Annotated in this window: 13 protein-coding genes, 1 tRNA gene and 1 pseudogene; 9 read left to right on the top strand and 6 right to left on the bottom strand. The window is 63.1% G+C overall.

Annotated elements, in window-relative coordinates; genetic code table 11:
* Positions 1–4 precede the first annotated feature (4 nt).
* Entirely contained in the window at positions 5–457 is a 453-nt protein-coding gene (locus ASN89_RS00285) for a hypothetical protein (RefSeq protein WP_058047863.1), read from the top strand.
* A 237-nt stretch (positions 458–694) separates the two neighbouring features.
* Here the strand turns inward: ASN89_RS00285 and ASN89_RS00280 are convergent.
* The 6 genes from ASN89_RS00280 to cysS form a co-directional block, all read right to left on the bottom strand.
* Positions 695–787 (bottom strand) — tRNA-Ser (locus tag ASN89_RS00280).
* Positions 788–897: 110 nt separating this feature from the next.
* Positions 898–2,145, bottom strand: a complete 1,248-nt coding sequence (locus tag ASN89_RS00275; RefSeq protein ID WP_034756957.1) for an aspartate kinase — start codon at positions 2,143–2,145, stop codon at positions 898–900.
* Positions 2,146–2,341: 196 nt separating this feature from the next.
* On the bottom strand, positions 2,342–3,760 hold the full coding sequence (gene tilS, locus ASN89_RS00270) for a tRNA lysidine(34) synthetase TilS (RefSeq protein ID WP_058047862.1): 1,419 nt from the start codon (positions 3,758–3,760) through the stop codon (positions 2,342–2,344).
* Between the two features lie 157 nt (positions 3,761–3,917).
* Complete coding sequence (locus ASN89_RS00265) at positions 3,918–4,892, bottom strand: acetyl-CoA carboxylase carboxyltransferase subunit alpha (protein ID WP_034756951.1); 975 nt, start codon at positions 4,890–4,892, stop codon at positions 3,918–3,920.
* Positions 4,893–4,946: 54 nt separating this feature from the next.
* Positions 4,947–5,660 carry a DNA-3-methyladenine glycosylase family protein gene (locus ASN89_RS00260; protein WP_046683769.1) on the bottom strand — a complete coding sequence of 238 codons (714 nt, stop codon included), beginning with the start codon at positions 5,658–5,660 and terminating at the stop codon, positions 4,947–4,949.
* Positions 5,660–7,057, bottom strand: coding sequence for a cysteine--tRNA ligase (gene cysS, locus ASN89_RS00255; protein WP_058047861.1), 1,398 nt, complete (start codon positions 7,055–7,057; stop codon positions 5,660–5,662). The genes ASN89_RS00260 and cysS overlap by 1 nt, the downstream gene beginning before the upstream one ends.
* A gap of 279 nt (positions 7,058–7,336) precedes the next feature.
* Between cysS and ASN89_RS00250 the strand changes: the two genes are divergently transcribed.
* The 8 genes and pseudogenes from ASN89_RS00250 to ASN89_RS28885 form a co-directional block, all read left to right on the top strand.
* On the top strand, positions 7,337–7,966 hold the full coding sequence (locus ASN89_RS00250; protein ID WP_200968928.1) for a peptidylprolyl isomerase: 630 nt from the start codon (positions 7,337–7,339) through the stop codon (positions 7,964–7,966).
* Between the two features lie 73 nt (positions 7,967–8,039).
* Positions 8,040–8,531, top strand: a complete 492-nt coding sequence (locus ASN89_RS00245) for a peptidylprolyl isomerase (RefSeq protein ID WP_034784044.1) — start codon at positions 8,040–8,042, stop codon at positions 8,529–8,531.
* A gap of 86 nt (positions 8,532–8,617) precedes the next feature.
* Positions 8,618–9,364, top strand: a complete 747-nt coding sequence (locus ASN89_RS00240) for a UDP-2,3-diacylglucosamine diphosphatase (protein ID WP_046683598.1) — start codon at positions 8,618–8,620, stop codon at positions 9,362–9,364.
* A 69-nt stretch (positions 9,365–9,433) separates the two neighbouring features.
* Positions 9,434–10,150: a DUF72 domain-containing protein gene (locus ASN89_RS00235; RefSeq protein WP_058047860.1), complete on the top strand. Its 717-nt coding sequence runs from the start codon at positions 9,434–9,436 to the stop codon at positions 10,148–10,150.
* Between the two features lie 130 nt (positions 10,151–10,280).
* On the top strand, positions 10,281–10,661 hold the full coding sequence (locus ASN89_RS00230) for a GntR family transcriptional regulator (protein WP_058047859.1): 381 nt from the start codon (positions 10,281–10,283) through the stop codon (positions 10,659–10,661).
* Positions 10,658–11,530, top strand: coding sequence for an ABC transporter ATP-binding protein (locus ASN89_RS00225; protein ID WP_046683595.1), 873 nt, complete (start codon positions 10,658–10,660; stop codon positions 11,528–11,530). The genes ASN89_RS00230 and ASN89_RS00225 overlap by 4 nt, the downstream gene beginning before the upstream one ends.
* Entirely contained in the window at positions 11,527–12,528 is a 1,002-nt protein-coding gene (locus tag ASN89_RS00220; protein WP_046683594.1) for a hypothetical protein, read from the top strand. The genes ASN89_RS00225 and ASN89_RS00220 overlap by 4 nt, the downstream gene beginning before the upstream one ends.
* 759 nt (positions 12,529–13,287) lie before the next feature.
* Positions 13,288–17,393: pseudogene (locus ASN89_RS28885) on the top strand (hypothetical protein); the annotation flags it as partial.

Raw genomic sequence — 17,393 nt, 5'->3', positions numbered from 1 at the left:
CGCCATGCCGAACGACGTACTTTCCGTCAGCGCCCATTGCCTCGACAACCCGGCCTGCATTTTCACGGGCAGCGACATGCGCATCGAGGTCGTCATCAAGAATACCGGCAGCGCGGCCGTCGGCTATCCGCTCGACTACATCCAGCAGCGCGGCCCCAACCTGCGCCTGATCGACAATGCCAGCGAGCGCAGCCAGGTACTGAAAACGGGCTTGGCGGACCATGCGCTCAAGCGTGCCTTCACCACCATCGCTCCGGGGCAGTCGGTGGCGCTGCAAACCATCATCAAGCATACGGAACTGCTGCTGTTCCGCAAGGAATTCGTCGATGTGACGGCTGAAATCGGCGTCTCGGCGGGGATCCGGACGGCCGGCAGCGAGGAAGCGCTGCCCTTCAAGGGCGGCGCCAGCCTGAAGATCATCGGTAGGGATACGCTGGAGCGGGAGGCGAAGCGGTGATGCTGGTCCTCTGGGTGATGCCGGGGGACCGCGTGATGCTGGCTATGCTGGCTGTGGAGAACGATGCGTAGGCGCTGGCCGCAACCGCTTGAGATGAGGGGACGGCGTTGGCCGCTGCGCGGTGGTCGGGCGATTCGGATAGCCTCGCGCCCTTTAGGGCGCTCCGTCTTCGAATCCCACCGTTCCGTCCGGACAAATAAAAAAGCCTCCCGCAGGGGAGGCTTTTTTATTTGATTCTGGCGGAGACGGTGGGATTCGAACCCACGATACAGGTATAAGCCGTATGCATCCTTAGCAGGGATGTGCCTTCGGCCACTCGGCCACGTCTCCTAGCTGATTACTCAACTATGTCTCTGTAGCTAACTGCGCTGCAGCGACGAACGTCATAATATCGATTGCCCCCCCTTTGGTCAAGGGCGCGGGGCAATATTTTTGGATATTTAAGCTTTTTCCAGCTCGAACGCCTTGTGCAGCGCGCGCACGGCCAGTTCCATGTACTTTTCATCGATCAGCACGGAGATCTTGATCTCGGAAGTGGAGATCATCATGATGTTGATGCCCTCTTCCGACAAGGTACGGAACATTTGCGATGCGACGCCAACGTGGCTGCGCATGCCCACGCCGACGACGGACAGTTTCGACACTTTCGCGTCGCCCGTGATGCTGGCCGCGCCCAGCGATTCGCGGTTCGCTTCCAGCACGGCCAGCGCGCGCGTGTATTCGCCGCGCGAGACGGTGAAGGTGAAGTCCGTTTTACCGTCGACCGACTGATTCTGTATGATCATGTCGACTTCGATGTTCGCGTCGGCCACCGGTCCCAGAATGTGGTACGCCACGCCTGGACGGTCGGGCACACCGAGCACGGTGATTTTGGCTTCATCGCGGTTGAAGGCGATGCCGGAGATGACTGCTTGTTCCATGTTTGTATCTTCCTCAAACGAAATCAGGGTGCCTGAATTGGCTTCTATTTCCAGCGGCAACATCGGGTCGGTCAGCGACGACAGCACGCGCGTGGGTACGCGGTAATTGCCGGCAAATTCCACCGAACGCGTTTGCAGCACTTTGGAGCCCAGCGAAGCCAGTTCCAGCATTTCTTCAAAGGTGATGGTCTTCAGGCGGCGCGCCTCGGAGACCACGCGCGGGTCGGTCGTGTAGACGCCGTCGACGTCCGTGAAGATCAGGCATTCGGACGCCTTCATGGCGGCGGCGATCGCCACGGCCGACGTGTCCGAACCGCCACGGCCCAGGGTCGCGATGTTGTCGTGTTCGTCGACGCCCTGGAAACCGGTAATGATGACGATCTTGCCCGCATCGAGGTCGCGTTTGACTTTTTCGTCATCGATCGACTGGATGCGTGCCTTGGTAAAGGCGGAATCGGTCTTGATCGCGACTTGCCAGCCAGCATAGGATACGGCTTGTTTGCCGATCGCCAGCAGTGCCATCGACAATAGGCCGACGGACACTTGTTCGCCTGTCGAGGCGATCATGTCAAGTTCACGGGGATCGGGTTGATCCATGATTTCCTTGGCCAGTCCAATCAGGCGGTTGGTTTCGCCCGACATGGCGGATGGCACCACCACGATTTGATGCCCTGCGTCGTGCCACTTGGCAACGCGCTTGGCGACATTCTTGATACGGTCAGTCGAGCCCATCGACGTACCGCCATATTTGTGGACGATTAAAGCCATAAGAGTGAAGTTTCCGCTCAAGAAGAATAAAAAAGGAGGGCTTTACTCTACATGCCGCAATGCAAAATAACAAGCTAAAAAGCGCATTAGCTCATACCGATTGCGCATATGGAAATAACCAATCCATGCAGTCCAGCCGGCTTGCACAGCCACTTGGCGGCCACCCCGGGAGTGGCCGTGGCAGCTGTCCTTACGCTCAGCAGGAGACCCAGCGCAAGGCGACGCGGGGACGATCCAAGAGACTCAGGCAATGGCAATCGAAGCCAATACCAGCCGCGAACAGCAATTGTTGCGCCGCACAGACAAGGGGCAGGCGTTCGCGCTCCCAGGCGGGCACGTCAAACGCCTGGTAATGGTATTTCAAGCTCTTCGTGGGACGGTTCAAGGCCAGTTTCAGGCGCTCGCCGCCCTGGCGGAAATCGATGCTCAAAGTTTGAGCTTGCAACCAGGTAATATCAATACCTTGTCCCCCCTCTTCCACTGCATCGAAATGCAGCACGCCGCCATACGCGGGAAACGCCAGGCTCGCTTCGCCTTGCCATTTGAACTCCTGGCTGGCCTTTTCCAGGCCGGGAATGCCCGCGTCGCTCTTGTCGCGCATGCCGGCCAGGTCATCGAGCTTCGGCGTCAGGTACAGCCGATCGCGGTGGCGCCGCACGTGGCATTCAGGGTGCGTGACCAGCAACTGCGCATCGGGCCGCGCTTCCAGCAATTGCGCCAGCATTTCCGCCAGCCACGCCGTCGACGGCATGCGCAAGCCGCGCGTGCCGAACCAGTGGCGCAGCAGGTTGTAGCAGCGGTCCGCGCTCAACTCGCGCAATTTCGCCAGCTCGATGCAGTCGCCATCGAGGCACGCCGCCAGATCCTGCGTCGCCAGTTCCGTCAGCAGGCGCTGCGCCGATTGCGCGTGCTGCGCGCTGCGGGCGAAGCGTTCCTGGAAGCCGGGAAACGCCTGCGCCAGCACGGGCATCACCTGGTGCCGCAGGGCATTGCGGGCAAAGCGGGGATCGTCGTTCGATTCATCGTGGATGTGCGCGATCGCATGTTTCGCCACATACGCTTCGAGCTGTTTGCGCGACACGGGCAGCAAGGGGCGCGCCATCACCAGGTCCGGGTTGCCCAGCAGCTCGGGCGCGCTGTTGGCGCCATCCATGCCGGACAGGCCCGCCGTGCCCGAGCCGCGCAGCAATTGCAGCAGCACGGTTTCCGCCTGATCATCCTGGTGGTGGGCGGTGAGCAGCAGGCGCACGCCGTGCGTGGCGCACAGCTCGCCCAGGGCCGCGTAACGGCGCTTGCGGGCCGCCTCTTCCGTGCCCGTCTTTGCATTCTTTTCCAAGGTGACCTTGCGCGCCTCGAAAGCGATGCCCATGCCGGCGCACAATTGTTCACAGTGGGCCAGCCACGCATCCGCATTCGGGCTCAGGCCGTGGTGCACGTGAAACGCGTGCAAGGCCACGCCATGCTCTTGCGCCCAGGCATGCGCCAAGTGCAGCAGGGCCGAGGAATCGAGGCCGCCGCTCAGGGCAATGCCGACCGTCTCGCCGGCTTGCGGTGCGCAGGTTTCCAACGCACTGGCGAAAATGTCGGCGACGGTGGCGGTTTGTTGCTTTTTCAATGTGGACTCCGGGAATGCAAAGAGGGACAGGCTGCTAAACGGATGGTGTCGTTTAGCGGACTGTCCCTGGTGTGTTCTACTGTCTTGTCGGCTTACGTCATGTCGGCTTACGCTGCGCTAAGCCGACCTACGCCGACCAACGCCGACCGACGATGGCTTACTCGCTCGGCGTCGTTTCCTTGAACTTGCCGTAGCTCAGCAGTTTTTCGTGGCGCGCGGCCAGCAGGTCCTTGGTTTTCATGCCGTGGAACTGGCGCAGGGTATCGGCCAGTGCGCGTTTGAGCAAGGTGGCCATCTGTTTCGGATCGCGGTGGGCGCCGCCCAGCGGTTCGTTGATGATCTTGTCGATCAGGCCCATGGCTTTCAGGCGGTGAGCCGTCAGGCCCAGCGCTTCGGCCGCGTCGGAGGCGCGCTCGGCGCTCTTCCACAGGATCGAGGCGCAGCCTTCCGGCGAAATCACGGCATAGGTCGAGTATTGCAGCATCAGCACGGCGTCGCCCACGGCGATGGCCAGTGCGCCGCCGGAACCGCCTTCACCGATGATGGTGGCGATCAGCGGCACTTTCAGCTCGGCCATCACGTACAGGTTGTGGCCGATGGCTTCCGACTGGCCGCGCTCTTCCGCGTCGATGCCGGGGAAGGCGCCTGGCGTGTCCACAAAAGTAAAGATGGGCAGGTTGAACTTTTCAGCCACTTTCATCAGGCGCATGGCCTTGCGGTAGCCTTCCGGTTTCGGCATGCCGAAATTGCGCATGGCGCGCTCTTTCGTGTCGCGGCCCTTCTGGTGGCCGATGACCATGCACGGCTGGCCGTTGAAGCGGGCCAGGCCGCCGACGACGGACAGATCGTCCGCGTAGCTGCGGTCGCCATGCAATTCGTGGAAATCGGTAAAGATTTCATTCACGTAATCCATGGTGTAGGGGCGCTGCGGGTGGCGCGCGATCTGCGCCACTTGCCAAGGGGTCAGCTTGGCGTAGATATCCTTGGTCAGCTGCTGGCTCTTCTTGGCCAGGCGGTCGATCTCTTCCGAGATGTCGACGGCCGAATCGTCTTGCACGAAGCGCAACTCTTCGATCTTGGAATCGAGTTCCGCGATCGGCTGTTCAAAATTGAGGAAAGTCGTTTTAGTCATTGTACCTCCAGGTTTTACCGGCCACGGCGCCAGGGCGCGCGGCGTCATCTATGTTTATTTTACCGTACCGGCTGGTGCGCCGGGGGCTGCATCGGGTGCGGCAGGGGCGGCTGCAGGGTCAAGACTGCGCCACAAATACCACGTCGCCACGGTGCGCCACGGTTCCCAATTGGCGGAAACTTCGCGCGCATCGCTGCGGGAAACAGGTTCGCCGGAGAAATAATTGACGCTGATGCCCTGGATCAAACCGGGGTCGTCGAGCGGCAAGACATTCGGCCGGAGCAGATTAAATATCAAAAACATCTCGGCTGTCCAGCGGCCGATGCCGCGGATCTGCACCAGTTCGGCGATGACGGCTTCGTCATCCATCTGGTCCCACTGGCTCGCGTGCACGCGCTTGGCCTTGAAATGGTCGGCCAGGTCGAGGATGTATTCGGTCTTGCGTTTGGACAAGCCGCAGGCGGAAAGCTGCTCGGCGCCCGCCTTCAATACTTGTGTAGGCGTGCATTTCGGGCAAGCCAGCAGCAGCTTTTTCCAGGCAGCATCGGCCGCCTTGGGCGTGATCTGCTGCCCCACCAGCGAACGGGCCAGGGTGGTAAACGGGTCGCTATGGCCGACCAGGTGCAGGTCGCCAAATTGCGGGATGAGCTTTTTCATGATGCGGTCGCGCTTCATCAGCTCGATCTTCGCCTCTTCCCAGTAATGCGGCACCTGGATCACCTGCGCAGCTGTTACTGGCGCTTCCCCGTTTTCCCTGGACGTTGGCATCATGCGCGGCGCCAGTTGGTCGAGCCGTCAGGCTTGTCTTCGAGAATGATGCCTGCGGCCAACAATTCGGCGCGGATCTTGTCCGATGCGGCAAAGTCGCGCGCCTTTTTCGCCGCGCTGCGCGCCGCGATGGCAGCTTCAATGCCGGCCGCTTCGTCCTGGCCGCCAGCGGCGGCGCCGACTGTCGCTTGCAGGAATTGCTGCGGCGTGCGTTCGAGCAAGCCGAACACGCCCGCCAGGCCCTTCAATTGACGCGCCAGGGCTGGCGACTTGCTCTTGTTCACTTCCGTTGCCAGATCGAACAGGGCGGCCACGGCCAGCGGCGTGTTGAAATCGTCATCCATGGCTTCCGCCACACGCACGGCATGGGCTTCGCTCCAGTCGATGGCGCCCTCTTCCACCGCCACGTCGGCCAGCGCCGTGTACAAACGGGTCAGGGACAGACGCGCATCGTCGAGGTGCACGTCCGAGTAATTGAGGGGGCTGCGGTAGTGCGCGCGCAGGATGAAGAAGCGGATCACTTCGGCATCGAACTTTTGCAGCACTTCGCGGATGGTGAAGAAGTTGCCGAGCGACTTGGACATTTTTTCATTGTCCAGGCGCACGAAACCGTTATGGATCCAGTAATTGACGCTCGTATGGCCGAACGCGCCTTCGGACTGGGCGATCTCGTTTTCGTGGTGCGGGAATTGCAAATCCGCGCCGCCGCCATGGATGTCGAACTGTTCGCCAAGCAAGGCGCAGGACATGGCCGAGCACTCGATATGCCAGCCCGGGCGGCCCTTGCCCCACTTCGAATCCCATTTGACTTCTTCCGGCTCGGACTCTTTCGACGATTTCCACAGCACGAAGTCGAGCGGATCGCGCTTGCCCGTGTTGACGTCGACACGTTCGCCCGCGCGCAGGTCGTCGAGCGACTTGCCCGACAGCTTGCCGTAGTGGGGGAAATTGCGCACGGCATAATTCACGTCGCCATCCGCGCCCTGGTAAGCCAGGTCTTTCGCTTCCAGCTGCTCGATCAGGCGCAGCATCTGCGGCACGTATTCGGTGGCGCGCGGCGTGTGGTCGGGCGTCAAGATGCCCAGCGCGGCCGTGTCTTCATCCATGTACTGGGTGAAACGCGTCGTCAGCTGGGAAATCGTCTCGCCGTTTTCCACGGCGCGGCGGATGATCTTGTCGTCGATGTCCGTAATGTTGCGCACGTAGGTGACGTCGAAACCGGACGCTTTCAGCCAGCGGTAGATGACGTCGAACGCCATCATCATGCGCGCATGGCCGATATGGCAATAATCGTAGATGGTCATGCCGCACACGTACATGCGTACCTTGCCCGCTTCCATCGGGACGAATATCTGCTTCTCGCGCGCCAGGGTGTTGTAAATCTTTAGATTGCTCATCGTACTTTGCAAGTGGAGCGGCCGCCAGCTTGGCAAAACGACAGACAGGCGCGGACACCGGAGGTGCCGCGCCACAGAACTGCCGTGTGCGCCGAAGACTGTACGACCCGCTATATTGTTGTTCTTGTTTGTTAGAATTAGGGCGTTAGCGGTCAAGTATAACATTGATAAAAACCATACTGGCCCGATATGAATCAGGTTTTTACGATGTTCAACCGAATTTTCATTTCTTTACAATTAAAGCAAGTTTAAAGAAAAATAACGATCAAGGACGCCTTCATGCAAGAAACCAAATCGAAACGCCTGTCTTTCCTGGCCCGTTTTTGCACCCTGTTTGCCGGCCTGACCCTGGGCAGCGCCGTCGTGGCGGCCGCTCCGGCGACCGCCCTCGACCCCACGCCCCACGTGGCCCTGAAAACCAGCATGGGCGAGATCGTGCTGGAACTGAACCAGGAAAAAGCCCCGCAAAGCGTGGCCAATTTCTTGCAGTATGTCAAAAGCGGTTATTACAAGGGCACCGTGTTTCACCGCGTCATCGACGGCTTCATGATACAGGGCGGCGGCTTCGACAAGAACATGAAGCAGAAAGCCACCAAGGCGCCGATCAAGAATGAAGCGCAGAACGGCTTGCAAAACGTCACCTACAGCATCGCCATGGCGCGCACGGGCGACCCGCATTCGGCCACAGCGCAATTCTTTATCAACGTGAACGACAATGGCGCGCTCGACTACCCGGGCCGCGACGGGTTCGGCTACACGGTGTTCGGCAAAGTCGTCAGCGGCATGGACGTGGTCGACAAGATCAAGGCCGTGCCCGTGGCCGACAAGGGCCCGCACCAGAACGTGCCGGTCACCCCCGTGGTGATCGAATCGGCGACTTTACTCAAGTCCGCGCCCGCAAAACTGTAAAATAGCGTTTTTGCGGCGCCGGCCTGCCTGGCGCCGCTGAATCAATTATTCATCCAATTTATTAAGGATCATCATGACCTCCGTCATCATCACCACCAATCTGGGCAAGATCACCGCTGAACTGGACGCCGAGAAAGCGCCGAAAACGGTTGCCAACTTCCTGGCCTACATGAAAGCCGGTCACTACGACAACACGATTTTCCACCGCGTCATCGACGGCTTCATGATCCAGGGCGGCGGTTTCGAGCCAGGCATGAAACAAAAGCCAGCCGACACCACCGTGGAAAACGAAGCCAAGAACGGCCTGAAAAACGACACCTACACGCTGGCCATGGCCCGCACGTCGGATCCGCATTCGGCATCGGCCCAGTTCTTCATCAACATCAAGAACAACAGCTTCCTCGACTACCCAGGCCAGGACGGCTGGGGCTACGCCGTGTTCGGTAAAGTCACCGAAGGCAAGGAAGTCGTCGACGCCATCCGCGCCGTGAAAACCTCGCGCGCCGGCATGTTCGCCGATGTGCCAGTGACCGATGTCATCATCGAAAAAGTCGAAGCGGTTTAATTCGGCTACAGCATCATGAATAACAGGCATTGCAGCGTTTGCGCCTCTCCATGTACATCACTTTTTGGGAGCGTTGAACGATGACAATGCCTGCCGCACTCTTTATTTCCGACCTGCATCTGCAGAGCTCGCACCCGCGCACCAGCGCGGCGTTTCTTTCTTTCCTGGAACACCATGCGCAATATGCGCAAGCGCTGTATCTATTAGGCGACCTGTTCGAATACTGGGCCGGCGACGATGACCTGGAAGACCCGTTCAATGCGCGCATGACGGCCGCCATCCGCGCCGTCAGCGATGCGGGCGTGCACGTCTACTGGATCGCCGGCAACCGCGACTTTCTTGTCGGCTCCGGCTTTGCCGCCGCCGCCGGCGCCACCCTGCTCAGCGAACCGCACGTGGCCACGATAGCGGGCCAGCGCATCGTCCTGCTGCATGGCGACGCCGAATGCACGAAAGACGTCAGCTACATGGAGTTTCGCGCAATGGTGCGCCAGCCCGCCTGGCAAAAACAGTTCCTGTCCATGCCGCTGGCGCAGCGCAAGGCCATCATCGACGGTTTGCGCCAGAGCAGCCGCGAGCACAATGGCGAAAAATCCATGGATATCATGGATGTCACCCCCGATGCTGTGGCGCAGGTGTTTGCCGAACATGCGAGCACCATCATGATTCACGGCCACACGCACCGCCCCGCCCTGCACCAGGTCGACCATACCCTGCGCTATGTCCTGCCCGACTGGGAATGCGATGTCACGCCGCCGCGCGGCGGCTGGATCGCCATCGATACGCGCGGCAACATCACGCGCCACGACCTGAACGGCGACATCATCGACTAGGCCCGCGCCGACGGCCGCACGGGCGTTTGTCCGATAGCCGCGCCCGCCTGGCCTTGTTGTAATGGCGCCATGCATACTATTTACATCGGCACGGCCGGCTGGAGCATTTCCAGCGCCGCCGCCAGCCACTTCCCCCTCGACGGCAGCCACCTGCAGCGCTATGCCCGGGTGCTCGACTGCGTGGAAATCAACAGCTCTTTCTACCGCCCGCACCAGCCCGCCACCTACGCGCGCTGGGCCGCCAGCGTGCCCGACCATTTCCGTTTCAGCGTGAAATTGCCGCGCAGCATCACGCATGAACGGCGTTTGCGCGATGCCGCGGCCGAACTGGATCGTTTTGCGGGAGAAGTCTTGCAGTTGAGGAATAAACTGGGCTGCGTGCTGGTGCAACTGCCGCCCAGCCTGCGTTTCGAAGCGGACGTGGCCGCAACATTTTTCCATGCGCTGCGCCAGCGCTTCGACGGCATGCTCGCGTGCGAAGCGCGCCACCCCAGCTGGTTCGAAACGGGCGCGACCGAACTGTTAACGATGCATGGCATCACCCGCGTGCGGGCCGATCCGCCCGCCGGCCAGCCCGGCCCGCACGTGCCGACGACGGAAATCGCCTACTTGCGCCTGCACGGCAGTCCGAAAATATATTATTCGGACTATGCGGCCGAGTACCTGGCAGCGCTGGCGACCGAATTGCGCGCACCAGCGCATGCGGGCAGCTGGTGCATCTTCGACAACACGGCGGCGGGCGCCGCCGTGTTCAATGCGCTGGGTTTGCGGGCGCGGCTGGCCTGAAAATAGGTGTTGATTTTTTGAGACTTGGTGTTATAGTTAACTACAACACTAACTCAATAAACCACGGAGCTTCGATGCCTACCGCATTTTTCACGCGCCGCACCGCCCCGCCCTTATGGGAGCGCATCCCATGAGCGCGGAATGGAACGACAATAGCCCCATTTACCGCCAGCTCAAGGCCAGGGTGGTGGGCATGATGCTCGATGGCGTGCTGCAGTCCGGCGACGCCCTGCCTTCGGTGCGCCAGGTGGCGGCCGATTATCAATTGAATCCCATCACGGTTTCGCGCGCCTATCAGGAACTGGTCGACAATGCCCTGGTGGAAAAACGCAGAGGACTCGGTATGTATGTCTTGGAGGGCGCCCGCGACAAATTGCTGGCAAGTGAACGCGAGCGCTTCATGCGCGAAGAGTGGCCGGCGATGCTGGAACGCATCACGCAACTGGGCCTGAATCTCGAGCAACTACTGCAAGCAAGCCGCGACAGTGGCCCACACGGAGAGAGCGCATGAATGCATTGAACAAGGACAGCATCATCAGCGCACGCGGCCTGCGCAAGCAGTATGGCAAACAGGTGGCCATAGCCGGCATCAGCTTCGATATCGCGCCGGGACGCATCGTCGGCTTGATCGGGCCTAACGGTTCCGGCAAGACCACCACCCTGAAAGCCATCCTGGGCCTGACGGGCTTCGAAGGCGAGCTGTCGGTGCTGGGGCGCGACCCGCGCGTGCAGCGCGATGCGCTGATGGACGACGTGTGCTTCATCGCCGACGTGGCCATCCTGCCGGGCTGGCTGCGCGTGGCGGACGCCATCGATTTCGTTGCGGGCGTGCATCCCCGTTTCGACCGCAGCAAGGCCGAGCGCTACCTGGCCCACACCAAGCTGGCGCCGAAGATGAAGGTCAAGGCCATGTCGAAAGGCATGGTGGTGCAGTTGCACCTGGCGCTGGTCATGGCCATCGACGCCAAACTGCTGGTGCTCGACGAGCCGACCCTGGGCCTGGACATCCTGTACCGCAAGCAGTTCTACCAGAACTTGCTGGAGGACTATTTCGATGAAAACAAGACCATCGTCATCACCACGCACCAGATCGAGGAAGTGGAACACATCCTCAGCGACCTGATGTTCATTCGCGACGGCAAGATCGTGCTGGCCTCAAGCATGGAAGAAGTGGGCGAACGCTATATCGAAGTGATGGTGGGCCCGCAGCACGTCAATCCGGCGCGCGCCCTGCAGCCGATCAGCGAACGCAGCGTGTTCGGCAAGTCGGTGATGCTGTTCGATGGCGTTGCCCGCACCCAGCTGGCCGCCCTGGGCGAAGTACGCACGCCCAGCCTGGCTGACCTGTTTGTCGCGACCATGAAAGGATCGTACCAATGAGTATTTCCCCTGCCAACAAGATGCAATGGCTGATCCGGCGTGAACTGTGGGAACACAAGGGCATGCTGGTGTGGACGCCCGCCCTGATCGGCATCGCCATGACCGTTCTGGGCGCCCTGATGACGATAGCCACCATCGCCAAGACCAAGATGCGCACGGCGCTGATCGTCAATGGCGAGGAAGTGTCGTGGAGCACCGTCTTCAACACGCGCACCTTCGGCCCGCGCCGCACGGAAATCATCGACGCCGTCGCCAACAACTATACGTACGCGGCAGCGCCGCTGTTCCTGGCGCTGGGTTTCCTCGTGTTCTTTTATTGCCTGAGCGCCCTGCATGACGACCGCCGCGACCGCAGCGTGCTGTTCTGGAAATCGCTGCCCATCTCGGATGCGCAGACGGTGCTGTCGAAAGCGGCCATCGCCCTGCTGGTCGCGCCACTGATCGTGGCCGCCGCTGCCAGCCTGACTTCGCTGGCCCTGATCCTGATCCTCAGCGGCGTGCTGGCGGCCAACGGCATCCACGTGTTTGCCGAACTGCTCGCCACCCCCGGCCTGTACCTGGGACCGCTGCGCGTGTTCGGCTTGCTGCCCGTATATTGCCTGTGGGCCTTGCCGACGGTCGGCTGGCTGCTGATGGTATCGAGCTGGGCCAAGTCGAAAGTCTTCCTGTGGGCCGTCGGGGTGCCGCTGCTGCTGCTCATCCTGACCGTCTGGGCCGGCAAACTGGCGCAGACGGAAAGCGGCGTCGACTGGATACAGATGAATGTCATCGGACGCGCCCTGCTGGGCACCCTCCCCGGCAGCTGGTATCTGTTCGAGCCGCAACTGCTGTCGCAAATGCACGCCCTGGCGGAAGGGGGATCGCACATGACGCGCATCGATGTGTTCAGCAATTCCTGGTCCAGCCTGGCCTTGCCAGCCGTCTGGCTGGGTGCGGCGGCGGGCGCGGCGCTGATTTACGCCGCCATCCGCCTGCGCCGCTGGCGCGAGGAAGGCTGACAGCGCAGTATCACCGCCCCATAAAAACGCCCCGCCCGTCGGGGCGTTTTGCATTTTTATCCCAATTCAGCCCCTGAAATAATAACTACTTTATTGATAGTTATTATGAAAAATCCCCTTCACTACATTCAGGCTATTCATTCGATAGCATTAATGCGATATAAAAATTACAAATAATTATTTCTATCGTATTTTATTACCAATCACATTTGATAATCGACAGTCAAAAAAACAACAACTAGCAATTCGATAGCAAGCCAGTTTTTTGAATAAAAGGTGCAGAGATACGGGAACACAGCAGCAAATACAGCCGAAAAAGTCCATTTGGTGACAATCCGTGAGAATTATCACGCGCAGCGCTGGACAGAATAGCGTCATGGAAAGTGATCAAAATCAAATTGGAAATTTCAAAATTGAAACTATTCTCAGAGTGGGAGCCAATACATGCCTCGTGCAAAGGCTGCGCCCTGCCAGCGCGTCTGGCTGGACAAGCCCGTTGCCGGCGCAACAAAATACAGGAAAGCGGCAACACATAAAACGAATATCAAAATGACATTTTAAATATTGCTGAAGTAGCGCCCTTTTGCCGCAGCGTTTTTTTCCCAGTTATGTTTTACTTGCCACTATCAACATCGGAAACACCAAAGTTCGACCTCGGCCCAAGCCTCGCCGGAGCAAGCAAGGAAGTGAACCATATTATTGATTTTTTATTATTTTAGAAAATTGAACGAACACATAACCCTTTCCGGAGACTTTCAAATGGCCACCACCCCAAATCCAGCACAAGTTCCCGTCAATGCCGAAGGCGCTGGCGCCAAGACCGCGACGCCCGCAAAAAAAGCCGTCGACCCGAAAACCGGCGACCGCAAGCAATATGACGAAGATGAACTGATCAAAGGGGCTGATGCCAGCGCGACCATGCCGCCTGAAAATGTCGTGGAAGTCACGGGAAGCGCCGGCAACGGCAATGCCGCCGCCCTCGGCACGGCCGCCGCTGTGGCAGCCGCCCTGGCCGCCGGTGGCGGTGGCGCGGGCGCAGGCCAGGCGGGACAGGCTGGTGCCGACCTCGGCACGCCGCAAAGCGATAACAATGGCGGCGCCGCAGGCGCTGCGGGCACAGGCGCGGGCGCGGCCGGCATCCCCAGCGGCAGTGTCGTCGATGTCGCCGGCGCATCGGCTGGCGCAGGATCCGGCGCCGGCGCGGGTGCTGTGGGCGGGCTGAGTGGTCTTGGCGTGCTGGGCGCGCTCGGCGGCCTTGGCCTCGTTGCAGCAGCGGCAGGCGGCGGCGGAGGCGGTGGCGCCGCGGCCGGCGGTTCCGGCACCGGTGGGACGGGCACGGGCGGCACCGGCGGCGGTACGGGCACTGGCGGTACTGGTGGTGGCACCGGCACTGGCGGAACTGGCGGTGGCACAGGCACGGGGGGAACCGGCGGTGGCACAGGCACTGGCGGCACTGGCGGTGGCACGGGTACGGGCGGTACCGGCGGCACGGGTGGCACAGGTGGCACGGGCGGCTCGACCGGCGGTGGCACGGGCAATCAATCCACCACCACCGTTGTGACCGACGCGGCCATACTGGCCGCCGCGGCCGCCGTTGCCGCCGCCAACAATGCGCTGGCCGATGACGCCGCCGCCGCCGCTGCGGCAGCCACGGCAGCAGCTTCGCTGGCCGCGGCAAATGCGGCCGCCCTGGCCGACCAGCTGGCGGCGCAAGCCGCTGCCGCTGCAGCAGCGGCCTTGCTCGCCGCCAATAGCGCTACCAGCGACGATGCCCTGGCGGCCAGCACGGCCGCCGTCGTCCCCGCAGCACAAGCGGCCGCTACCGCCGCCACGAGCGACGACAGCGCCGCTGCCGCCGCTGCCGCTGCCGCCGCCATATCCCAGGCCGCCGCCACATCGGCGCAAAATGCCGATACGGCCGCCGCCACGGCCGCCGCCGACGCCGCCGCCGCGCACGCCGCTGCCGATGCGGCGCAAACGCAAGCGGACCAGACCAACGCCCCGGCATTGCAAGCCATCGCGGATGCGGCCGATGTCGTCTCCACCGCAGCCAACACCCAGGCAGCACTGACCGATGCGGCCGCGCTGGGCGTCATCTCGGCCAATGATGCAGCCGCCGCCGCTGCCGCCACGGCCCTGGCCAATGCCACGGACGCCGCCGCGCTAGACCTGGCGGCGGCCGCCGCCGCCAATGCCGCCGTCGCGGCCAACACCCAGGCGGGCCTGACGGATGCCGCCGCCCTGGCCCTCATCTCGGATGCGGATGCCGCCAACGCCGCCGCAGCGGCCAGCCTGGCCGCCGCCACGGATGCAGCAGCCCTGGCCGCCGCCTCGAACGCCGCCGCCACCGCGGCAGCGAACGCGGCAACCGCCGCCAATGCCAGCGACGCCACGGCACTCGGTATCGCCGCCACCGCCGCCGCGAATGCAGCCGCCGCCGCCAACACCCAAGCGGGCCTCACCGACGCCGTCGCCTTGAGCATGGCAGCGGACGCTGCCGCCGCCATCGCCACCCAGGATGCGTCGATCGCCAACGCCACCGACGCCGTCGCCCTGCAGGCCGCCGCCGATGCCGCCGCCACGAACGCCGCCAATGCACAGACGCAAGCGAACATGACGGACGCGCCCACCCTGGGCCTGATCGCCGATGCCGCCACCGCGGCGTCTGACGCGGCACAACTGCAGGCCGACTTGACCGACGCGGCTGCACTGGCCCTGATTTCCGATGCCGACGCTGCCACGGCAGCGGCAGCCGCATTGGCCGCCAGCGCCGATGCCGCCGCGCTTGATGTCGCCGCTGCCGCTGCCGCCACCGCAGCGGCGAATGCCGTGATTACCGCCAACCAGAGCGACGCGGCAGCCCTGCAAATCACGGCCGATGCGGCCGCCAGCACGTCCGCCAGCGCCGCCGCACAAGCGGCATTGACGGACGCGGCGGCCCTGCAAGTGATTTCCGACGCCGATGCCGCCGCCGCGCTGGCCGCGCAAACGACGGCCAACCAGACGGATGCGGCCGCTCTGGCCGCCGCCGACGCAGCCGCCGCCAGCGATGCCGCCAACGCCCAGGCAGTGGCCGACCAGACCGATGTCGTCGCCCTGCAGCAAGCGGCCGACCAGGCCGATGCCGATGCGGCCGCCGCCAATGCGCAGGCCAGCCTGCTGGACGTCAATGTCGCGCTCAATGCCTTCAATCTCGCCAGCCTCGCCGCCCTGGCCGCCAACGTGACGGCTGGCCAAACCAGCGTGCTCGACCTGACGGCCACCGTCAATACCTTGCAGCTCGGCGCCGATAATGCCGATATCACTGCCTCCCTGTTCGATGCCACCATCCTTGCCGGCATCTCCACCGCTGATGCGCTGACGGCAGCCGGCCTGCAAACCCTCGCCGCCGCGACCGATGCCCAGGCACTCATCGTCACGGCCGCTGCTGCCGTCTCGGCGGCGGAGGTGGCCGCCGGGCTGGGCGGGATCGACATCTCGGCAGTCAGTGCTGCCGCCGCCGCACAGGCCGCCGCCGCGGCTGCCGCCGCCACGGCCCTGCTGACCGATGCCGGCGCGCTGGGCCTCGTTTCCACCACCGACGCCGCCGCCGAACTTGCTGCCCAGACGGCTGTCACCACCTTGACGGCCGCCAACACGCTGGCGCAAAACGCGCTGACGGCGGCACAATCTGCTGCCAACCTGACCGACGCCGTGGCCCTGGGTCTGGTCTCTTCCGCAGCCGACGCGGCCGCAGCCCTGGCCGTCACGACGGCTGGCCAGACCGATGCCACCACGCTGAGCCTCATCTCGAATGCCGATGCGCTGGTCGCCTCCTCGGCCGCCAGCCTGGCGGCGCTGACGGACGCCGCGGCGCTGGGCTTGATCTCGACCGCCGATGCCACCGTGGCCGCCACCCTGCAGGCAACGGCCAACCTGACGGATGCCGCCGGCCTGGGACTGCTCGCCACGGTCGCCGCTGCCGCCGCCAATACGGCGACGAACGTTGCCAACCTGACCGATGCGGTAGCACTGGGCACCGTCTCGGCAGCAGCCGCCACGGCCGCCAGTACGGCTGCCGCCACAGCCGCGCTGACAGACGCCACGGCATTGGGCCTGGTCGCCACGGCCGACGCGACTGCCGCTGCCGCCCTGCAAACGACGGCCAACCTGACCGACGCTGTGGCACTGGGCCTCGTGTCGACGGCCGCCAACACGGCCGCCAGCGCCGCTGCCGCCGTTGCCAGCCTGACCGATGCCGTCGCCCTGGGCACCGTCTCGACGGCCGCCACGGCAGCCGCCAACACGGCTGCGGCCACGGCAGCCCTGACCGACGCTGTCGCCCTGGGTCTGGTAGCGACCGTCGATGCGGCCGCCGCCACTGCCGCGCAAACGACGGCCAACCTGACGGACGCCGTCGTCCTGGGCCTGGCAGCGACCACAAACGCCACCGCCGCCACGGCGGCAGCCGCCGTCGCCGGCCTCACCGACGCCGTCCTGCTGGGCACGGCCCATACGCTCGACGTCACGGCCGCCACCGTGGCGGCCACCAAGGCCGCCTTGACGGATGCCGCCGCCCTGACCACCGTCGCCAACAACGATGCGGCGAATGCCGCCGCCCTGGCCGCCTATTCGGCCGCCCATCCATTCGACCTGGTGGCGGCGCTGGCATCCACCGTCGCCGCCACCACGGCATCCTTGTCGCTCGCCGCCGCGCAATCGGCGCAAGCCGATGATGCGGCTGCCGCCTCGACAGCCGCCGCGGCCGCAGCATCCCTGGCAACCCTGAACAGTGCGCTCGCGGCCGACAATGCCGCCACCGCCGCCGCCACCCTGGCCCTGACTTCCCAGGCGGCGGCCACGGCGGCGGCGCTGGACGACACGCT

The organism is Janthinobacterium sp. Ant5-2-1, from assembly GCF_001445815.1.
GTDB lineage: Bacteria > Pseudomonadota > Gammaproteobacteria > Burkholderiales > Burkholderiaceae_D > Janthinobacterium > Janthinobacterium lividum_E.
This window is presented reverse-complemented; position numbering and strand designations above follow the sequence as displayed.

Coding starts and splice junctions, on each gene's coding strand:
- ASN89_RS00285 (WP_058047863.1), top strand. CDS start 5: ATGCCGAACGACGTACTTTCCGTCAGCGCCCATTGCCTCGACAACCCG.
- ASN89_RS00275 (WP_034756957.1), bottom strand. CDS start 2,145: ATGGCTTTAATCGTCCACAAATATGGCGGTACGTCGATGGGCTCGACT.
- ASN89_RS00265 (WP_034756951.1), bottom strand. CDS start 4,892: ATGACTAAAACGACTTTCCTCAATTTTGAACAGCCGATCGCGGAACTC.
- ASN89_RS00260 (WP_046683769.1), bottom strand. CDS start 5,660: ATGCCAACGTCCAGGGAAAACGGGGAAGCGCCAGTAACAGCTGCGCAG.
- cysS (WP_058047861.1), bottom strand. CDS start 7,057: ATGAGCAATCTAAAGATTTACAACACCCTGGCGCGCGAGAAGCAGATA.
- ASN89_RS00250 (WP_200968928.1), top strand. CDS start 7,337: ATGCAAGAAACCAAATCGAAACGCCTGTCTTTCCTGGCCCGTTTTTGC.
- ASN89_RS00245 (WP_034784044.1), top strand. CDS start 8,040: ATGACCTCCGTCATCATCACCACCAATCTGGGCAAGATCACCGCTGAA.
- ASN89_RS00240 (WP_046683598.1), top strand. CDS start 8,618: ATGCCTGCCGCACTCTTTATTTCCGACCTGCATCTGCAGAGCTCGCAC.
- ASN89_RS00235 (WP_058047860.1), top strand. CDS start 9,434: ATGCATACTATTTACATCGGCACGGCCGGCTGGAGCATTTCCAGCGCC.
- ASN89_RS00230 (WP_058047859.1), top strand. CDS start 10,281: ATGAGCGCGGAATGGAACGACAATAGCCCCATTTACCGCCAGCTCAAG.
- ASN89_RS00225 (WP_046683595.1), top strand. CDS start 10,658: ATGAATGCATTGAACAAGGACAGCATCATCAGCGCACGCGGCCTGCGC.
- ASN89_RS00220 (WP_046683594.1), top strand. CDS start 11,527: ATGAGTATTTCCCCTGCCAACAAGATGCAATGGCTGATCCGGCGTGAA.